This is a genomic window from Microbacterium arborescens, assembly GCF_030369635.1.
Taxonomy (GTDB): Bacteria; Actinomycetota; Actinomycetes; order Actinomycetales; family Microbacteriaceae; genus Microbacterium.
This window is the reverse complement of record NZ_CP128474.1, coordinates 53598-72050: the sequence shown is the minus strand read 5'-3', so window position 1 is coordinate 72050 and position 18453 is coordinate 53598. Positions and strand designations below refer to the sequence as shown.

General features: G+C 69.9%; 18 protein-coding genes. 9 read left to right on the top strand and 9 right to left on the bottom strand.

From position 1 onward, the window contains the following. The first annotated feature begins 13 nt into the window (after positions 1-13). Genes argG through QUC20_RS00350 form a run of 5 tightly spaced genes read left to right on the top strand, consistent with a single transcriptional unit; the run spans position 14 to position 5474 of the window. The gene (gene argG, locus QUC20_RS00370; RefSeq protein WP_289330568.1) at positions 14-1447 is read left to right on the top strand and encodes an argininosuccinate synthase; all 1434 of its coding nucleotides are present in this window, start codon (positions 14-16) and stop codon (positions 1445-1447) included. Positions 1448-1507: 60 nt separating this feature from the next. Continuing rightward, positions 1508-2146: a TetR/AcrR family transcriptional regulator gene (locus QUC20_RS00365; protein ID WP_120263870.1), complete on the top strand. Its 639-nt coding sequence runs from the start codon at positions 1508-1510 to the stop codon at positions 2144-2146. Then, complete coding sequence (locus tag QUC20_RS00360) at positions 2146-2811, top strand: hypothetical protein (protein WP_289330567.1); 666 nt, start codon at positions 2146-2148, stop codon at positions 2809-2811. Before QUC20_RS00365 ends, QUC20_RS00360 begins: the two co-directional genes overlap by 1 nt. Beyond that, the gene (locus QUC20_RS00355; protein ID WP_289330566.1) at positions 2808-4751 is read left to right on the top strand and encodes a YhgE/Pip domain-containing protein; all 1944 of its coding nucleotides are present in this window, start codon (positions 2808-2810) and stop codon (positions 4749-4751) included. Before QUC20_RS00360 ends, QUC20_RS00355 begins: the two co-directional genes overlap by 4 nt. Positions 4752-4808: 57 nt before the next feature. Then, positions 4809-5474: an HAD family hydrolase gene (locus QUC20_RS00350; protein ID WP_289330565.1), complete on the top strand. Its 666-nt coding sequence runs from the start codon at positions 4809-4811 to the stop codon at positions 5472-5474. Positions 5475-5498: 24 nt separating this feature from the next. Here the strand turns inward: QUC20_RS00350 and QUC20_RS00345 are convergent, their stop codons facing one another. Further along, positions 5499-6647 carry a mandelate racemase/muconate lactonizing enzyme family protein gene (locus tag QUC20_RS00345; protein ID WP_289330564.1) on the bottom strand — a complete coding sequence of 383 codons (1149 nt, stop codon included), beginning with the start codon at positions 6645-6647 and terminating at the stop codon, positions 5499-5501. 73 nt (positions 6648-6720) lie between these two features. Here QUC20_RS00345 and QUC20_RS00340 point away from each other — a divergent pair, with 73 nt between their 5' ends. Together QUC20_RS00340 and QUC20_RS00335 are read left to right on the top strand one after the other, a co-directional pair. Continuing rightward, positions 6721-7389 (top strand): GntR family transcriptional regulator, encoded by a 669-nt coding sequence (locus QUC20_RS00340; RefSeq protein WP_289330563.1) that lies wholly within the window; start codon positions 6721-6723, stop codon positions 7387-7389. Positions 7390-7551: 162 nt separating this feature from the next. Continuing rightward, a complete protein-coding gene (locus QUC20_RS00335) occupies positions 7552-8565 on the top strand; it encodes a glycoside hydrolase family 6 protein (RefSeq protein WP_289330562.1) in 1014 nt (337 codons plus the stop codon). Between the two features lie 15 nt (positions 8566-8580). Here QUC20_RS00335 and QUC20_RS00330 read toward each other — a convergent pair whose 3' ends face one another. After that, a complete protein-coding gene (locus tag QUC20_RS00330; protein ID WP_289330561.1) occupies positions 8581-9879 on the bottom strand; it encodes a PP2C family protein-serine/threonine phosphatase in 1299 nt (432 codons plus the stop codon). Between the two features lie 108 nt (positions 9880-9987). On the opposite strand from QUC20_RS00330, the gene QUC20_RS00325 reads away from it, so the two are divergent. Further along, entirely contained in the window at positions 9988-10527 is a 540-nt protein-coding gene (locus tag QUC20_RS00325) for a hypothetical protein (protein WP_289330560.1), read from the top strand. Positions 10528-10534: 7 nt separating this feature from the next. Further along, positions 10535-11119: a TetR/AcrR family transcriptional regulator gene (locus QUC20_RS00320; RefSeq protein ID WP_289330559.1), complete on the top strand. Its 585-nt coding sequence runs from the start codon at positions 10535-10537 to the stop codon at positions 11117-11119. 16 nt (positions 11120-11135) lie between these two features. Here QUC20_RS00320 and mnhG read toward each other — a convergent pair whose 3' ends face one another. The 7 genes from mnhG to QUC20_RS00285 form a co-directional block, all read right to left on the bottom strand. Further along, complete coding sequence (mnhG, locus tag QUC20_RS00315; protein WP_120263881.1) at positions 11136-11486, bottom strand: monovalent cation/H(+) antiporter subunit G; 351 nt, start codon at positions 11484-11486, stop codon at positions 11136-11138. After that, a complete protein-coding gene (locus QUC20_RS00310) occupies positions 11483-11755 on the bottom strand; it encodes an MrpF/PhaF family protein (protein ID WP_112615609.1) in 273 nt (90 codons plus the stop codon). The genes mnhG and QUC20_RS00310 overlap by 4 nt, the downstream gene beginning before the upstream one ends. After that, positions 11752-12315 (bottom strand): Na+/H+ antiporter subunit E, encoded by a 564-nt coding sequence (locus tag QUC20_RS00305; protein ID WP_434543673.1) that lies wholly within the window; start codon positions 12313-12315, stop codon positions 11752-11754. The genes QUC20_RS00310 and QUC20_RS00305 overlap by 4 nt, the downstream gene beginning before the upstream one ends. A 2-nt stretch (positions 12316-12317) precedes the next feature. Next, positions 12318-13883, bottom strand: coding sequence for a Na+/H+ antiporter subunit D (locus QUC20_RS00300; protein ID WP_120263883.1), 1566 nt, complete (start codon positions 13881-13883; stop codon positions 12318-12320). Beyond that, positions 13880-14401: a Na(+)/H(+) antiporter subunit C gene (locus QUC20_RS00295; RefSeq protein ID WP_120263884.1), complete on the bottom strand. Its 522-nt coding sequence runs from the start codon at positions 14399-14401 to the stop codon at positions 13880-13882. Before QUC20_RS00295 ends, QUC20_RS00300 begins: the two co-directional genes overlap by 4 nt. Then, the gene (locus tag QUC20_RS00290; protein WP_289330558.1) at positions 14398-17310 is read right to left on the bottom strand and encodes a Na+/H+ antiporter subunit A; all 2913 of its coding nucleotides are present in this window, start codon (positions 17308-17310) and stop codon (positions 14398-14400) included. The genes QUC20_RS00295 and QUC20_RS00290 overlap by 4 nt, the downstream gene beginning before the upstream one ends. Before the next feature lie 71 nt (positions 17311-17381). Beyond that, positions 17382-18440, bottom strand: a complete 1059-nt coding sequence (locus tag QUC20_RS00285; protein WP_289330557.1) for a LacI family DNA-binding transcriptional regulator — start codon at positions 18438-18440, stop codon at positions 17382-17384. Positions 18441-18453: the final 13 nt, after the last annotated feature.

Genomic DNA, 18453 nt, shown 5'->3' with positions numbered 1-18453 from the left:
TAGGATTGTCCCCATGTCGAAGGTCCTCCAGTCCCTGCCCGTCGGCGAGCGCGTCGGCATCGCCTTCTCGGGGGGTCTCGACACCTCCGTCGCGGTCGCGTGGATGCGTGACAAGGGCGCCGTCCCCTTCACCTACACCGGCGACCTCGGTCAGTACGACGAGGACGACATCGCGTCGATCCCCGGCCGCGCGCTGCAGTACGGCGCCGAGGGCTCGCGTCTGATCGACTGCAAGCCGATGATGGTCGAGGAGGGCCTCGTCGCCCTCGCCTGCGGCGCGTTCCACATCCGTTCGGGCGGTCGCACCTACTTCAACACGACGCCGATCGGCCGTGCCGTAACCGGCACGATGCTCGTGCGCGCCATGAAGGAGGACGGCGTCGACATCTGGGGCGACGGCTCCACGTACAAGGGCAACGACATCGAGCGGTTCTACCGCTACGGCTTGCTCGCCAACCCGGCGCTGCGCATCTACAAGCCGTGGCTCGACGCCGACTTCGTCACCGAGCTGGGCGGCCGCACCGAGATGAGCGAATGGCTCGTCGCGCACGGCTTCCCGTACCGCGATTCGGTCGAGAAGGCCTATTCGACCGACGCCAACATCTGGGGCGCCACTCACGAGGCCAAGACCCTCGAGCACCTCGACGTCTCGCTCGAGATCGTCGAGCCGATCATGGGTGTGCGCTTCTGGGACCCGGCCGTCGAGATCGAGACCGAGGACGTCTCGGTCACCTTCGAAGCCGGACGTCCCGTCGCCGTCAACGGCGTCGAGTACTCCGACATCGTCGAGCTCGTGATGGAAGCGAACGCGATCGGCGGCCGCCACGGCCTCGGCATGAGCGACCAGATCGAGAACCGCATCATCGAGGCGAAGAGCCGCGGCATCTACGAGGCGCCGGGCATGGCCCTGCTGTTCATCGCGTACGAGCGGCTGGTCAACGGCATCCTGAACGAAGACACCCTCGCCACTTACCACGAGCAGGGTCGCCGCCTCGGGCGCCTCATGTACGAGGGCCGCTGGCTCGAGCCGCAGTCGTTCATGCTGCGCGAGTCGATCCAGCGCTGGGTCGGCTCCGCGATCAGCGGCACCGTCACGCTGCGCCTGCGCCGTGGCGAGGACTACACGATTCTCAACACCGAGAGCCGCCACCTGTCGTACTCGCCCGAGAAGCTCTCGATGGAGCGCGTCGGCGACTCGGCCTTCGGCCCGACCGACCGCATCGGCCAGCTCACGATGCGCAACCTCGACATCGCCGACTCGCGCTCGCGGCTCGAGCACTACGCCGGCATCGGCCTCATCGGCGGCCCGACGGCCGAGCTCGTGGGCGACCTCGAGCGCGGCGGCGCGGCCGAGATCACCGGCAACGTCGAGCAGACCGATCAGGATCTGGCCGACCGGGTGGATGCCGCAGGCGAGTCCGCCTCGTTCGACTTCGGCGCCGACTGACCTGACCGCGCCAACGCAGCGTTACTTGCACATGTGTGTGCAAGTTCGTATCATCGACGGGTGACCGACACCGTCTCCCCTCGTCGTCCGCGGAAGGATGCCGCCGCGAATCGCGCCGGGCTCCTTTCCGCCGCCGCGCGCACGCTGGCGCTCGACCCGAGCGCTTCCGTCGACGCGATCGCCCGGGCCGCCGGCCTCAGCCGTCGCGCGCTCTACGGCCATTTCGACGATCGCGACGCGCTCGTGCGCGAGCTCGTCGCGTCGGGGGCGCAGCGCTTCAACGCGATCGCGACCGACCCGGGGCTGCGACTCGACACCGAGTCCGTGCCTGTCGCGCTCGCCCGCTTGACGGGTCGGCTCTGGGGCGAGGCGTCGCACGTGCAGGTCGCCGCGGCCGTCGCCCTCGACGAGCGGCACGTGGAAGACTCCGCTGCCGCGCTCGCCCCGCTCCGCCGCGCGCTGATGAATCTGGTGCGTCGTGGGCAGGACGAGGGCACCCTCCGCACGGATGTCGCCGCCCCGACCCTCGCCCGCCTCATCGAGGAGACCGCCCGAACGGTCATCGTCCGCCTCGACGCATCGTCGCCCGAGGCGCATTCGCTCGTCGTCAGGGCGGTGCTCTCGATCGCCGGGCTCTCGTGGCGCGACGCCGCCGCCCTCATCGACGCCCACTCGGACGTCGTGGGAGCGGCATCCTGATGCGCGTCGAACTGCGCGAGGTGGCCAAGGGCCGGAAAGACCTGGCCCTGCCGCCCACGAGCCTGACGTTCCGCACCGGACGCGCGACGCTCGCGATCGCCGAGACCGAGCAGCGTCCGACCGTTCTGGGCCTGATCGCGAGCGGGCGGATGCGCCCCGACGGCGGCACCGTGCTTCTCGACGGCGCCCGTGCGTCGCGCACCCTGCGACACAAGACCGCGCTGATCGACGCGCCCGACGTCAGCGACCCGCCCCCGAACATCTCCACGGTCGGCGTCGTCAGCGAGGAGCTGATGTTCGCCGGCCGCCTCGCCGACCCGATCTCGGCGCGGCGGTGGCTCGACGAGCACGACCTCCGCTCGTACTCGCGTGTCCCCATCGGCGATGTGCCGGCGACCGACCGCATCCGGATGCTGCTCGAGCTCGCGGTCCTGCGCCCGGGAGTCGAGGGCATCGTGCTCGTCTCACCCGACCGCCACGGCGGCGATCCCCACGCCTGGTGGACGCTCGCCCGCGAGTTCGCGGGCCGCGGGCAGGCCGTGCTCGTGATCGCCGGGCAGGCCGCTGCGACCCTCCTCACGGAAACCGATCCCCTCGCGCCGCATCGGCGTCTGGTGCCCAGCGGCATCCGACTGCGCGGCACCCGTCCGAAGGCCTCCCGATGAAGATCCCCGCCCTGATCAGCGCGGAGCTGCGACGCCTGACGGCCACCCGGATGTCGGTGGTCGCCCTGATCGCGCTCATGCTCGTCCCCGTCCTGTACGGCGGCCTGTACCTCTGGGCCAATCAAGACCCGTACGGGAAGTTCGCCGACATCCCGGTCGCCCTCGTCGATCTCGACTCCGGTGCTCCGGCGAGCGACGGCGACGGCACGGTCAACTACGGGTCGGAGGTCGCCGACAAGCTCGTCGAGGGCAAAGACTTCGGCTGGAAGCAGATGGATGCCGCCGAGGCGCAGGAGGCACTGCGCACCGGCGAGGTCGACTTCTCCGTGACGCTTCCCGAGGACTTCTCGCTCGCCCTCACGAGCGCGGCGGGCGACGAGCCCCGACAGGCGACGCTGGTGCTCGCCACCAACGACGCGAACAACTACCTCGCGTCGTCTATCGGCTCGCAGGCGGTCGAACGCATCCGCTCGTCGGTCGCCGAACTCGTCGGCCGTGAGGCCGCATCGCGCCTGCTCACCGGCATCGCCGACATCCGCGTGCAGCTGCAGAACGCCACCGATGGCGCGAACCAGCTCGTCGACGGCGCAGGTCAGGCCCTCGACGGGGCCAACCAGCTCGCCGACGGCACGGGCCAGCTCTCGGCCGGCGCGGTGCAGCTGCGCGACGGAGCCAACCAGCTCGCCGGAGGCGCGTCGCAACTCGCCGACGGCACGCGCACGCTGGCACAGGGCTCATCCGACCTGGCTTCCGGCGCGGCTCAAGTTTCGGACGGCACCGCCGAGCTCGCCGGCTACGCCGACCGCGTGCGGTCGGTCGTCGACGACGCAGCGGGTCAGCTTCCGCAGGTACGCACCGATATCGCCGCGCTGCTCGCAGACCGCGGGCTCGACCAGGCGCAGATCGCGGAGGTCCTCGCCCGCCTCGATCCGATCGGCGAGCGCCTGCAGTCGGGCGTGACGCGCGTCGACGAGGCCACCGGTCAGATCGACCGGCTGGCCGCAGGCGCCGCGCAGGTGAGCTCGGGCGCGGCGCAGCTCGCGAGTGGAGCAGCGCAGGCGGCCGACGGCGCGGCATCCGTCTCGTCGGGCGCCGGTCAGCTCGCCGCCGCGACCGACGAGGCCGCGACCGGTGCGGCTCAGCTCGACGATGGCGCACGTCAACTCGCGACGGGACTCGGCACCCTCGACGGCGGGCTCGTGACACTGCGCGACGGGTTGAGCTCGGGTGTCGCCCAGCTGCCCGATTCGTCGCCCGAGCTGCGCGACCAGCAGGCGCAGACGATCGCCGACCCGGTCGCGGTCGATTCCGGGAACATCGCGAAGGCCGGTGACTACGGCGCGGGCTTGGCCCCCTTCTTCGCGGCCCTCGCCGGGTGGATCGGCATCTACGCGCTGTTCCTCATCGTCAAGCCGGTGTCGCGCCGAGCCGTGACCGCGCTGCGGTCGCCGCTGCGCGTGACCCTCGCGGGGTGGCTGACTCCCGCGATGCTCGGCGGCATCGGCATGATCGTCCTCTTCGGCGTGCTGTCGATCGCGCTCGGGTTCAACTTCTCGAGCCCCGTGGGGACCCTGGGGATGCTCATCACCGCGTCGTTCACCTACGCCGCGATCATCCTCGCGCTCAACGTGTGGTTGGGGTCGGTGGGACAGTTCATCGGTCTCGTGCTGATGGTGCTCCAGCTCGTCACGGCGGGCGGCACGTTCCCCTGGCAGACCCTGCCGGCACCTCTCGCGGCCCTGCACCACGTTCTGCCGATGGGTTACGTCGTCGACGGCATGCGGCAGTGGATGTACGGCGGCGACCTCAGTCGGGTGAGCCTCGACCTCGCGGTGCTGTTCACGTGGATGGTGGGCGCACTGGTGCTCGCCGCGATCGGCGTGGCCCGGATGACGCACGGACGCACCCTGCGCGACCTGCAGCCGAGCCTCATCGGGTGAGCTCCGGCCGCCTCGGTAGAATGTCGACAATCGACATTTCTTCGAAGGAGTGGTGGCATGGCCAAGGCCCGCACTGAAACCGCGCGTGGGCGCCTGACCTCAGATGGGACGGGCATCGACGACGTGGCCGCGTCCGTGCTCGATCGCGTCTGTCGGCAGAAGGTCGATGCGGTGCTTTTCGACTGCGACGGCACCCTCGTCGACTCCGAGCCGATCTGCGACCGCGTGTGGCGCGCCCTCGCAGACGAGCTCGCCCTGAGCCCGGCTCCGGGTGCGGCTACGGACGGGCTGAGCTTCGAGCAGCGCCTCGCCACGCTCCGGCCGACGAATCCCTCGCTGCCTCCGACGGAGGTCGTGTATCGCGAGTACTGGCGCCGCCTGCGATCGGCGTTCGATGAGAGCCTGCAGCCCATCGATCCGATCTACGCCCTCGCCCGCGACCTCATCGACGCGAGGGTCCCGATCGCCGTCGTCAGCAACAGCGCGCAGGAGCGGCTGCAGTACACCGTCTCCTGCGCGCTCCCCCTGCTGACGGGGGTGCCGCTGGTGGGATGGACGCCGCGCGACCGCCCGAAGCCGTATCCCGACCTCTACCGCCGCGCGGCATCCCTCGTCGCGGTGCCGCCTGCGCGCTGTCTCGCGATCGAGGACAGCGCCGTCGGCGCGCGTGGAGCGACGAGCGCCGGGATGCGCGCGATCATCCTCGACGCCCCGACAACCTGACGCACCGGCAACGTGACCCGCGGCTCACCGGCCCGCGCTCGGCCGCAGCAGATCGGGTCGCGTGCCCCACCGATCGAGGGATTCCTGCGAGAGCCGGATGCCGAGGCCGGGGGCGTCGGGCACCGTGAGCATGCCATCGGCGTCGAGCTGGGGAGGCGCCTCCAGCAGCCCGTCGATGTAGGCGGAGCCCGTGCGATACTCCACGAGGTCGGTGCCGGCGACGGCGGACGCGAGATGCAGATCCGCGCTCAGCCCGACCGCTGTGTTCCACCCGTGCGGGATGAGCTGCACGCCGAACTCCTCCGCCAGCCAAGCGACGCGGCGCGATTCGCTGAGCCCGCCGCTCTTCGTCGTGTCGGGCTGCACGATGTCGAACGCTCCGGCCCGCAGGCATCGCGCGAAGTCCTGCCGCCGCGTGAGAACCTCCCCGCCGGCGATCGGCACGCCGGATCGCGCGCGGAGAGCGCTGTACCCTTCGATATCGTCGGGCGCGAGTGCTTCCTCGAACCACGCGACATCGTGGTCGGCGAGCATCGCCGAGGTGCGGATCGCCCATGCCGAGCGTCCCGCCCAGAATCCGTCCGAGCCACCCGCGTCAACGGCGAGCAGGGCATCCGCCCCGATCGCGTCGCGCGCCGCGGCGACGACATCCTCGTCGTATCGGCTGTCACGACGCCCGAACCCGCCCCAGCCGATCTTGAACGCGGTGAACCCGCCGGCGGCGATCTCGTGCAGCTTGTCGCGCAGCGGAGCCGGGTCGTCTACCAGCAACGACGCGTAAGGACGCACCCGCGATCGGTAGACGCCGCCCAGCAGCTTCCCGACCGGCAGCCCTGCCACCTGACCCAGGATGTCCCACAGGGCGATGTCGATGCCGCTGATCGCGTGCGCGACCGCGCCGCCTCTCCCCATCCAGAATGTGTGCGCGTTCAGGGTCTGACTCACCCGCTCCGGCTCGCGGGGGTCCGCGCCGACCAGGAGCGGCGAGAGGAGTTCGAGAGCCGCCCGCACGAGAGACTCGCTCGAGTAGCAGCTGCCGACACCGATCACGCCCTCGTCGGTGTGAATGGCGATCAGGGTGTGGATGACGTCGTCGGGACCGTGCTCATGCGTCCATCCGCCCTCCGGGGTCGCTCCGCGGAGTCCACACGTCTTGATCTCCGTGATCTTCATGGGTTCGCCTCTCTCACCACTGACGTGATGGTTGTCGATTGTCGACAACCATCGTAATTGCTACCGTTGCCTGGTGCCCACCCCATCCCTTCCGCCGATCCCCACCGCTTCGCGTCGCGAGCAGGTGGCCGAGGTGCTGCGGGAAGCCATCACGTCGGGAGATCTCGAACCCGGTCATCGGCTCACCGAGCTCGAGCTCGCGAGTCAGCTCGGCACCAGCCGCGCACCCATCCGCGAGGCGCTGCGGCAGCTCGAACAGGAGGGGCTCGTCGTCTCCTACCCCTATCGCGGCACCGAGGTGCTCGGGGTGTCACAGGATGAGATCGAGAACGTCCTCGTGCCCGTTCGCCTGGCCCTCGAGCGCTTCGCCTTCGCGAAGGCGATGGAGGTGTGCACGGACGAGGATGCCGCAGCGCTGGCCGCCATCGTCGCGAGCATGGACGACGCGGCGGGCGCCGGCGACCTGGGAAGGCTCGCCGACGAGGACGCCCGATTCCACGAGGCCATCGTCGTCCTCTCGGGGCAACAGCACTGCCTGCAGATCTGGCGGACGATCCAGCCTCGCGTCCGCGCCTACTTCCGCCGCGATGCCTCGTACTACGCCGATCCTCACGCCGTGGGTGCGCAGCACCGCGTACTGCTCGACGCCCTGATCGCAGGCGACCAGGACGCGGGCCGACGCGCCATCAGCGAGCACATCCGCACGCACTTCGGAGACCCCTCGGCCTCACGTCATCCGTGACCCGTGGACCGGGCGGGCGTGATCGGGCGAGAGGCTGACCGGCGGGAGCGAGGACCCGGCGCACCGTAAGGCCGACATCATCCGAGCGGAGGTCGCGCAAGGCCGCTGACGAACGCACCTCATCCCGGTACTCTCGGGGCACCGTCGAAAGGAGGGTCGATCATGCGCAGCGTTCCACGGATCCCATCGGCACTCGCCGCGGTGTTCGCTCTCGCGGTCGCCGACGGAGTCGCGCATGCGGCGCCCGCGAGCGCTCACACCGAGGCTCATCGGGCCGCGGAACCAGCGGTCACGCCTGCCGCCGGCCCGAACCCGCTCGCGCGCGGGGCGGCGCTGCCCACCGATTCGGCCGCGGCCCGGGCCGCGGCGGACGCGCGGGCTCAAGGGCGCACGGCGGTGGCCGACGCCTTCGACGTGATCGCGAGCAGACCCACCGCGACCTGGCTCGGTGAGTGGTACAGCGATGCCGAGCTTGTGCAGGTGCTCCGGGCGGAGACCGCCGCGGCGGCCGCGCAGAACAAGGTGGCGACGTTCGTCATGTACGCGATCCCGGCTCGGGACTGTGCCGCCTACTCCCAAGGCGGCCTCACGGTCGAGCGCTATGCGGGCTGGGCGCAGCTCATCGCGCAGACGCTGCGCGGGACGGCCGCTGCCGTGATCGTCGAACCCGACGCGCTGCCGATGCTCGGTGACTGCGCAGGCCAGGGTCCCCGGACGACGCTGATCCGCGACGCGGTCCGCGCCCTCACTGCCGCCGGCGTCGCGGCCTACATCGACGCGGGGAACGCGAACTGGGTGCCGCCCGAGACGATGGCCCAGCGGTTGCGCGACGCCGGGGTGCTCGATGGCCGAGGGTTCTCCACCAACGTGTCGAACTTCTCGCCGACCGCCGACGAGCAACGGTACGCGGAGCGTCTGCGTGCGCTTCTGGGCGGGGCCCCGCGGTACGTCATCGACACGTCGCGCAACGGCCGCGGATGGCAGGGCACGTGGTGCAACCCCACCGGAGTCGGTCTCGGGACGCCGCCGAGCGTCGGCACGGACGGCTCCGGGCTCGACGCCCTGCTCTGGATCAAGCGACCCGGAGAGAGTGACGGAACCTGCAACGGCGGGCCCGCGGCGGGCAGCTGGTACGAGGAGGCCGCGCTCGAGCTGGTGCGCAACCGCGCGTTCTGAGCATCGGTGGCGGCCTCAGGCCGCACCCCAGGTGACCGCGATCACCGTGACGTCATCCTCCTGCTCGCTCTGTGAGGCACGGGCGGCGAGCTCGCTGACCACGACGTCGATGTCGTCCCGACCGGTGACGAAGTCGCGGTAGCGGTCGATCGAGTCCAAAGACCCGCCGAAGAGGTCGAGGACGCCATCGCTGACGCTGATGACGCTGTCGCCGGGCCGCAGCGCGACCTCATCGCTACTCCATCCGGTGCCGACACCGATAGGGAGCTGACCTGAACGGAGGAAGACGCTCGTGCCGCCGGCGCTGCGGACGATCGTGAGGCCATGCCCGGCATCGACCCAGCGCAGCATCCCATCCGGGCTGATCCGCGCATGGAAGCACGTCGTGAACTGGGTGCCGATCGTGTCGGTGGGTCCCGTGTTCAGGCCGACGGCGGCGCGGCGCAGAGCTGCGGCGGGGTCGGGATCGTCGACGTTGCTGCGGATGACCGTGCGGACCGCGGCGGCGATCATCCCGGGGCCGACGCCCTTGCCCATGACGTCGCCGAGAGTGAAGGCCGTGCCGCCGTCGGGCGTGGCGTACCAGTCGTAGAAATCACCGCCGACCGTCCGGGCCGGCACGCAGACCCCGGCGACGCGGAAGCGCGGCGGGAGGTCCGAGCCGTCGACCGGCTGCAACGACCGTTGCACGACCGCGGCCTGCGACACCTCGGCCTCGGCCAGACGCCGGTGCCACTGCGACGCGGTGAGCTTCTGCAGCGAGCGGCGCGACAGCTCGTTGACGACGGCGCCCGCTGCCGCGTAGACGAGCACGGCGATGATCAGCCGGACGAGCTCGCTCGCGGTGAGCGCCTGGCCCGGCGCGAGCACGAGCGGCAGCAGCAGCGTGACGCACACGCCGACGAGGGGGACGAGGATGCGCCAGCGCCCGGGCCCGGCGGCGATCCAGATCACCGGGAGCACGACGATCGCGAGGAACACGGATTGCGTGTCGCCCGTGCCGAAACGCAGCAGGCCGATCGCGACGAAGTCGCCGATAGGGATGAGCAGCTCCGCGCGCCGCAGCACCGGCCACCGCGCCATCAGAGCGCCCAGGACCAGCAGCACGACCGCGAGAGCGGCTCCCTGCCGCATCCTCGTCGGGTCCGTCACCGGGAGCCAGGGCACGGCCGCGCTCGCGATGGCCGCTCCGACGACGAACGCGGCGACGATGGCTTGCCGTGCGGGGTTCTCCCATGACCGGTGCACGGTCGCCACGACCACCGGCGCCGTCTCCGCAAGGGAGACCCGGGTGTCAGGCGGGGCGTGCGTCATGCCTCCAGTCAATACGACTCAGGCCCGCTCCGGGTCACCGAGTCACGCGATTTTTGCTAGCACGCGCGTGTTAACATAGCGACATCCCCCCCTCGAGAGGACTCGACCATGATCCTGGCCGCCATCATCGCCTGCGAGGTGGGATTCTGGGTCGCGATCGTCGCGGGCCTCGTCGCCCGCTACGCCTACAATCGACCGAAGCTCGGCGCCGCACTGCTGCTGGCCGCACCTCTGATCGACCTGATCCTGCTGCTCCTCGTCGCCGTCGACCTGCTGGGGGGCGGAACGGCGTCGTGGCACCACGGCCTCGCCGCGCTCTACATCGGCATCTCGGTGGCATACGGCCACCGCATGATCGCGTGGGCGGACGCGAAGGTCGCCACGCGCTTCCGAGGCGCCGAACCGCGTCCGGTTCTCTACGGCGCCGCGTATGCCGTCGCCTGCTGGAAGGACGTCCCGCGCACGCTGCTCGCATCCGCGATCGCGGCGGCGATCCTCGGCGGGCTCATCCTGCTGGTCGGCGACGCCGAGCGCACCGCGGAGCTGCTCGGCTTCTTCCCGATCCTCGGCCTGATCGTGGGCATCGACCTGCTGTGGGCCATCAGCTACTCCGTGTGGCCCAAACGCGCTCCCGCCGCTGCGGGATGATGAGGTCATGCCGCGCCTCATCGACCACAACGACCGTAACGACGAGATCGCCGCAGCCGCCTTCCGTGTCCTCGCGCGCGATGGCGTGGCGGCGCTGTCGGTTCGGCGGGTGGCCGACGAGGCCGGAATCGCGACGGCATCCCTGCGACGAGCGTTCCCGACGCAGGACGAACTGCGCCGGTTCTGCTTCGAGCGCCTGCAGCAGGACGTCGCGACCCGCCTGCTCGCCGTCACAGGCCACGGCCGCGAGCGCGCGATGCAAGCGATGCGCGAGCTGCTGCCGCTCGACGATGTGCGACGCACCGAGCTTCTGGTCCAGCTTCAGCTGAGCCGGCTCGCCCTCACCGATAACGACCTACAGGGCCACGCCCGCGAACTGCACGACGGCGTTCGTCGAGTCTGTGACGCCGTGATCCAGGACCTCGCCGAAGCGGGAGAGCTCGGAGGCGACCTCGACGCGCACCTCGAAGCGCATCGCCTGCACGCTCTCCTCGACGGGCTGGCGCTGCACCTCGTCTGGACCTCGTCGAGGGACGCCGCTGTCGAAGCCGAGCAGGTGCTGTCGCGCCACCTCGACTCGCTCGCGGGCTAGCGCCCGGTCGGAGGCGTCAGTCGCGGGTGTCGCTCGGCGCCGGGGCGTCGGCGAACTCATCGACGAAGAGCGAATCGCGGTCGAGCTTCTTGTTCCGGTACGCCTGTCGCCCGACCATGTGCGCCGACAGCGGCGCGGTGGCGAGCTGGATCAGCGCCACCGGAATGAGGAAGGCGACGACCGGCCACGACTGCAGCGAGACTCCGACGGCGATGCAGATCAGGATGAAGCCGAGAACCTGCGGCTTCGTGGCGGCGTGCAGACGGGTCGGCACGTCGCGGAAACGCAGCAGGCCGATCGCGGCGGTGAGGCAGAGGAGCGCCCCGATGAGGACGAGCACGAGAGCGATGATGTCGGTGATGCTCATGATGCGTCCGTGTTGTCCTTCCGCGCGACGAACCGCGCGATCGAGATCGAACCGAACACGCCGACCGCGGCGACGATCAGCAGCACGGGCAGGGTACGGGTGTGATGGTTGATCGCCATCTCGGCGCCGAGTGCGCAGATCACGAGGGTCAGCAGGACATCCGATGCGACCGCGCGGTCGAGGATCGACGGGCCCACGATGATGCGCCACAGCGTCAGCAGGGCCGACACGGCGAACACGGCCGAGATGAGGACGATGAGCCAGGTCACGAGCGCTCCCTCCGCAGGTCCGACAGCTGGTGAGCCTGCTCCTTCGATCCGACGGCGCGGACGATGCGCTCTTCCCAGTGCTGGATCTCGCGTCGCTGGTTCTCGAGCTGCTCCTGCGAGCGGATGCCGATGGCGTGCACGTAGAGGATGCGACGGTCGCGGTCGATGTCGATGATGAGCGAGCCGGGGATGAGGGATGCCGTCACCGCCACGTGCGTCATGATCAGGTCGTCGTCGGTGCGGAGCGGCACGGCGATGATCGCAGCGCCCGGCTGCCGCCGCGGGTCGACGACCTGCCACGCGACCAGCAGCGATCCCTTGACGAGAGACAGGAGGAACTCGAGGAAGAAGACGACACCCCACCACAGGTTCACCCGCCCCGACAGCTCGACCGGGGGCAGCCGGAACACACGTGTGACGAACAGTGCCACCACGATGCCGGTCAGGGCCGCGAGCACGGTGAACTGACCCCACAGCAGCATCCACAGGGCGACCAGCCAGACGAAGAAGGGCAGCTGTCGCCACAGTGCCGTCGCGGCGCTGCGCTTGGCCTCGCCCATCATCACTGCACCTCCTGCTCGAGCTGACTGATCGTGACCGGCTGCAGGAGAGATTCTCCGATGGCGGCGCACAGGTCGTACAGCGGCCCGGCGAACACCGTCAGCGCAACCGTGACAGCGACCATTCCGGCCGTCGCCGTGGTCATGATGCGCGGGATGACACGCTTCTCGGTCTGCACATCGGCACCCTCCGCATCCCCGAGGTACGCGATGCGCGAGTCGGTCTCACTCTCGCCCTCGCCGGCCTCGTCCTTCTCGCGCCAGAACGAGAGGTTCCACGCGCGCATCAGCGCGTAGAGGGTGAGGAGCGAGGTGATGATGCCCGCGACGATCAGCACGTACATGAGCGGGCTGCCTTCGTCGGCGGCCGCGTCGAAGAGGGCGTACTTGCCGATGAAGCCCGAGAACGGCGGCAGGCCCCCGAGGTTGATCGCCGGGATGAAGTAGAGCACCGCCAGCAAAGGGGCGGCCCGCATGAGGCCCTTCACCTTCAGGATCGAGGTCGACCCCGCTCGGCGCTCGACGAGTCCCACCGCGAGGAAGAGGGTCGTCTGCACGACGATGTGGTGGACGATGTAGTAGATCGTCGCACCGACGGCCGCCGGCGTCGCGATGGCGAGGCCGAAGATCATGTAGCCGATATGGCTCACGAGGGTGAACGACAGGATGCGTTTGAGCTCGGCCTGCGCGACCGCACCCAGCACCCCGACGATCATCGTCGCGAGGGCGACGATCAGCAGCAGCGTGTTGACGTCGTTGTCCTGGAAGATCTCGGTCTCGGTGCGGATGATCGCGTAGACGCCGACCTTCGTCAGCAGTCCCGCGAACACCGCGGTGACCGGAGCGGGGGCGGTCGGGTACGAGTCGGGCAGCCAGAACGACAGCGGGAAGACGGCGGCCTTGATGCTGAACGCGAGCAGCAGCATCAGATGCAGGACGAGCTGCGTCTCCTGCGGCAGCTCGGTCATCCGCTGCGACAGCTGCACCATGTTCACCGTGCCCAGCGCGCCGTAGATCGCAGCAATCGCCGACAGGAACAGGATCGACGACACCAGCGAGACCACGATGTAGACGACGCCCGTGCGGATGCGCGACTCGGTCGAACCGAGGGTGATGAGCACGTACGAGGCGACGAGCAGGATCTCGAACCCGACGTACAGGTTGAACAGGTCGCCGGCGATGAACGCGTTGAAGATTCCCGCCGAGAGGATGAGGTACGACGGGTGGAAGATCGAGACCGGCGTCTCGTCGTCGCCGTCGGCGGCACCCTGCCCGACCGAGAAGAGCAGCACCGCGAGCAGAACGACGCTCGAGACGACCACCAGCAGCGCGGCCAGCCGGTCGACGTAGAGCACGATGCCGAACGGAATCGGCCACCCGCCGACCGACACCGCGATGGGCACCCCGGTGGCGTTGATGACGTTCAGGAGCACTGCGGCGATCACGAGCGTCGCGGTGAGGGTGACGATCGAGACACCGACCTGGATGCGGCGGCGGCGGCCGAAGATCAGGGCGACGGCGGCCCCCAGCAGGGGCAGCGTCACGAGGAGGGGAACCAGGGCGCTCATCGGTCTCCTCCGGGGCGATCGGTGGGCGCGTCGTCGCGCAGCGCGTCGAAGTCGCGCGAGTGCAGCACGGTGATGGGCGAGGTCTGGTCGCCGACGAAGTCGGTCGTGGCGTCGTCGTCCTCGTCGGTGATCTCCTGCTCCATCGCCTCGTCGTCCTCTGCGACGCGATCGCGCACGGCGAGATCGGCCTCGTCGTCCTCGACCGTGTCTGCCTGGCCGAGCTGCCACGACCGGTAGATCAGGGCGAGCAGGAACGCCGACACGGCGAAGGTGATGACGATCGCGGTGAGCGTGAGCGCCTGCGGCAGCGGGTCGCTGAACTCGGCGGGGTCGTCGGCGGACCCGTAGAACGGGGCGATGCCGGGCGCCCCCATGACGATGAGGAGGAACAGGTTCGCCGCATTGCCGAGCAGCAGGAAGCCGATCAGCACGCGGGTGAGGCTGCGCTCGAGCATCGCGTACACGCCGGCGGCGAAGAGCACGCCCATGATGATGATCAGGACCAGCGAGACGTTCATCGGGCGAGCTCCTCTCGTTCCTTGCGCTGACGGTCGACTTCAGCGCCCAGCGAGCGGAGCACGTCGAGGACGAGCCCGATGACGACGAGGTACACACCGACGTCGAAGATCGTCGAGGTGACGAACTCGACATGGCCGAGGACCGGCAGCTCGGCTTCCCAGAATGTGCTCGTGAGAGCCGGTGCGCCGAAGAAGAGCGGCACGACCGCGGTGCCGACCGCGAGGGCCATCCCGACGCCCAGCAGCCGCCCGGCATCCGTCGGTGCCGCAGCGCCGAGCTCGTACGGTCCGCCCGCGACGTATCGCATGACGAGCGCCATGCCCGCGACCAGTCCACCGGCGAACCCGCCGCCGGGCAGGTTGTGGCCGGCGAACAGCAGGTACAGCGAGACGACGATGATCGTGTGGAACAGGATGCGGACGATCACCTCGAGCATGATCGAGCGCGTCTCGGGTCGAAGCTTCTGCCCGCCCACGAGCCAGGCCTGGCGCGACGATCCCGACCCTGCGCGGGGACGCGGCCCCTCCGACGTCTCGACGAGCGGACGGCGGGTGCGCAGAGCCCCGGTGGGCAGCGACGAGATCGCGCGCGAGAGCGTGTCGGAGCGGTGCGTCACGAAGACGAGCGAGGCCACGCCGGTCGCCGCCAGGATCAGCACCGACAGCTCGCCCATCGTGTCCCACCCGCGCAGATCGACCAGGGTGACGTTGACGACGTTCTTTCCGTGACCGATCTCGTAGGCGAGCTCGGGGAAGGCGGTGGAGATCGGCTCGGCGACCCGCGCGCTGGTCGCGACGATCGCCACGAGCGCCATCGTCGCGCCGACGCCGATGCCGAGCAGCGCGCGCCCGATCGGCCAGACCGAGGCGTTGTGGTCGCCCATCCGCGACGGGATGCGGCGCAGCACCAGGGCGAAGGCGATGAGCGTCACCGTCTCGACCAGGATCTGCGTCAGCGCGAGGTCGGGTGCGCCCGCCGACGCGAAGAGCGCGACCATGCCGAGTCCCGTCACCGACACGAGCACGACGCCGGTGTAGCGCTTGCGGGCGCGCACGGCGATGATGCCCGCGATGATCATGACGGGTGCGACGAAGACCTGCATCGGCGAGTGCCAGGCGGCGAGGTCGGCCTGCCAGCCGCCGTGCGCGATCAGCGCCGTTCCCTCGGCCGCGACGAACACGACGAAGATCGTCCCCACGTAGACCGGGAGCGACCCGCGCTGGGTGAGCGACGTCGTCCAGACCGAGGTCCGCACGATCGCGCGAACCGTTCCGTTGTAGGCGTCGACGGCGGTGAAGGGGAGCCAGCGACGCTGCGTGCCGTCGCGCCGCCCGACGAACCAGAACAGCACGAGACCGGCGAGGATGCTGCCGACCGACAGGAACAGGGCGGGCTCGAGACCGTGCCACAGAGCCAGGTGGTAGTCGTAGCCGTCGGCGCCCGCCACCTCGGGCATCGTGTCGGCGTAGCCTGAGAACGCGGCGTCGAGCAAGGGAGCCGCGACACCGCCGACGATCGTCAGGCCGCTCAGCAGCACCGGCGCCGCGAGGAAGCCGATCGGGGGGTCGGGCCATTCGGTGCGGGGAAGGGTCTCGCCGGCGGCATCCTTCTTCGTGAAGAACGCGCCCCACACGAAGCGGACGCCGTAGGCCGTGGTGAGAAGGGAGCCGAGCACGATGCCGATCAGCGGCGCGAGCGCGACGGGGTCGGTGCCGCCCTCGAGCAGCGACGTGAGCGCCGCCTCTTTCGCGACGAAGCCCACTGTCGGCGCGACGCCGACCATCGAGCCGATCGCGATGATCGAGAAGACCGCGAGGGTGGGCGCCTGTCGGCCCACTCCCGAGAGCTCACGGATGTCGCGGGTCGACAGCTGCCGGTCGATGACGCCGACGACCAGGAACAACGACGACTTGAAGAGGGCATGACCGACGAGCAGGGCCAGTCCCGCGAGGGCGGAGTTGCGCTCTCCATAGCCGAGCACGACCGTCAGCATGCCGAGCTGGCTCACCGTCCCGAACGCGAGGATGCGCTTGAGGTCGGACTCGCGCAGAGCCTGCAGACCGCCGAGCAGCATCGTGAACACGCCGAGGCCGATCACCATGGGGCGCCACGGGTCTTCGTGCGCGAACGCAGGCGCGAGGCGGGCGATGAGGTAGATGCCGGCCTTCACCATCGCAGCCGCGTGCAGGTAGGCGCTGACGGGCGTGGGGGCTGCCATCGCGCCGGGCAGCCAGAAGTGGAAGGGGAAGATGGCCGACTTGCTCAGCGCGCCGACGAGGGTCAGCGCGATCGCGATGTTGAGGAGGACCCCCTCGGGCGCCGGTGAGGCGACGATCGTGCTGAGGCTCGTCGTGCCGTAGAGGACGACCAGCATCACGACGCCGATCAACATCACGAGACCACCGAGGGTCGTGACGAGCAGGGCCTGCAGCGCCGCGCGACGGCTCGCGCCACGAGCGTTGTAGAAGCCGATCAGCAGATACGACAGAACACTGGTGATCTCCCAGAACATCACCAGCACGACGATGTCGTCGGTGAGGACGAGACCGTACATGGCACCGGCGAAGGCCAGCAGCACGGCGGCGAACTGCCCGACGCCCACCTTCTTGCCGTCGAAGTACCAGCGGCAGTAGATCATCACGAGCGCGCCGACACCGGTCACGATGAGGGTCATGATCCATGCCAGTGTGTCCATCCGCATCGACAGGGCGATGTCGAGCTGAGGGATCCAGGCGTATGACTCGAACGGAATGCCGCCGCTCAGAACCTCAGGGCCACGCCGGGCGGCATCGATGAATGCGGCAACGGGCAGCAGGGCCGCGACGAAGAATGCGCGGGCGCCGATCCGCTTGATCAACCACGGCAGAACCAACGGAAGAACCGCGAACGCACCGAGGAAGATCAGCAAAAGGCCTCCTCTGGGCGTGGGGGGTCGTGTCATCCATCTTACCGACAGGATGACGGTCCGCTCCCCGCGAACTAATACTTGACAGCCACGGGCCCGGTCGTGTTCCCGAGACGGAACGTACTGGTGAACCACTGCGAGTCGGGCGTGTCGCCTCCCAGCAGCGCGGCCACGGCTTCGCCTGCGGCCCGTCCCTTCTGCCACGCGGGCTGCACGAGGGTGGTGAGCTCGTAGGGCGCGAGTCCATCGACGACGATGCCGTCGAATCCCGTGATGCTGACATCGTCGGGTACGCGCAGTCCGGCTTCCTCTGCCGCGCGGAGCACGCCCACGGCGAGCAGGTCGCTCTGCGCGACGATGGCCGTCGGGTGGGGTCCGCCGCCCGCGAAGAGGGCGCGACCGACCGCGGCACCGGCGTCGATCGAGCTGTCGACGGCTGCGTAGGCGGCAGCATCCGGGAACACATCGCGGAATCCGGCGAGCCGGTCGGCCACCACATCGACCGACGCGGTGCGCTCGTCGTCGTGCGAGAGCCAGCCCGACTCCGACCCCCAGCGCACCGGCATCGTCACCGCGACGACGTTCGTATGACCGAGGCCCTGCACGTGCTCCGCGGCCAGGCGCTGGGCCTCGCGGTTGTCGAGCGCGATGCGGGGCACCCCCTCTCCCCCATCGCCCTCGATGACGACGACCGGGATGCCGCGGGCGCGAACGCTCGCGAGGTGATCGCGCAGCAGCGCGCTGCATCCGATCAGCACGGCCGCGTCGATGGGCGCCGTCATGAGCGTCGGCTCGCCCGCGACGACACTGCCCTCGCGCAGCAGCAGCAATCCGGCACCGATCGGGGCGACCGCGTCGGCGAGCGCGTCCATCGTGGTGCGCATGACGGGATCGCCGAAGACGCTCCCGAGCCGCCCGCCGCTGACGACGCCGATGATGCCGCTGCGGCCACGCCGGAGCGACGCCGCGCGCGGATCAGGGCCGAGGTATCCGAGCTCGGCGGCGGCTGCGAGGACCTTCGCCCGGGTCGCGTCGCTGACGGGAGTCTTGCCGCTGAAGACGACGGATGCCGTCGACGGCGAGACCCCGGCCGCGTGCGCGACATCCGAGATGGTGGGCCGACGAGCGTTCACGCCCTGATCGTAC

What these genes read in the sequence shown, in the direction of transcription:
- QUC20_RS00305 (WP_434543673.1), bottom strand. Translation starts at nt 12,315, where the DNA reads ATGGGCGAGGCCAAGCGCAGCGCCGCGACGGCACTGTGGCGACAGCTG.
- QUC20_RS00360 (WP_289330567.1), top strand. Translation starts at nt 2,146, where the DNA reads ATGCGCGTCGAACTGCGCGAGGTGGCCAAGGGCCGGAAAGACCTGGCC.
- QUC20_RS00355 (WP_289330566.1), top strand. Translation starts at nt 2,808, where the DNA reads ATGAAGATCCCCGCCCTGATCAGCGCGGAGCTGCGACGCCTGACGGCC.
- QUC20_RS00350 (WP_289330565.1), top strand. Translation starts at nt 4,809, where the DNA reads ATGGCCAAGGCCCGCACTGAAACCGCGCGTGGGCGCCTGACCTCAGAT.
- QUC20_RS00345 (WP_289330564.1), bottom strand. Translation starts at nt 6,647, where the DNA reads ATGAAGATCACGGAGATCAAGACGTGTGGACTCCGCGGAGCGACCCCG.
- QUC20_RS00335 (WP_289330562.1), top strand. Translation starts at nt 7,552, where the DNA reads ATGCGCAGCGTTCCACGGATCCCATCGGCACTCGCCGCGGTGTTCGCT.
- QUC20_RS00330 (WP_289330561.1), bottom strand. Translation starts at nt 9,879, where the DNA reads ATGACGCACGCCCCGCCTGACACCCGGGTCTCCCTTGCGGAGACGGCG.
- argG (WP_289330568.1), top strand. Translation starts at nt 14, where the DNA reads ATGTCGAAGGTCCTCCAGTCCCTGCCCGTCGGCGAGCGCGTCGGCATC.
- QUC20_RS00300 (WP_120263883.1), bottom strand. Translation starts at nt 13,883, where the DNA reads ATGAGCGCCCTGGTTCCCCTCCTCGTGACGCTGCCCCTGCTGGGGGCC.
- QUC20_RS00320 (WP_289330559.1), top strand. Translation starts at nt 10,535, where the DNA reads ATGCCGCGCCTCATCGACCACAACGACCGTAACGACGAGATCGCCGCA.
- QUC20_RS00295 (WP_120263884.1), bottom strand. Translation starts at nt 14,401, where the DNA reads ATGAACGTCTCGCTGGTCCTGATCATCATCATGGGCGTGCTCTTCGCC.
- QUC20_RS00325 (WP_289330560.1), top strand. Translation starts at nt 9,988, where the DNA reads ATGATCCTGGCCGCCATCATCGCCTGCGAGGTGGGATTCTGGGTCGCG.
- mnhG (WP_120263881.1), bottom strand. Translation starts at nt 11,486, where the DNA reads ATGAGCATCACCGACATCATCGCTCTCGTGCTCGTCCTCATCGGGGCG.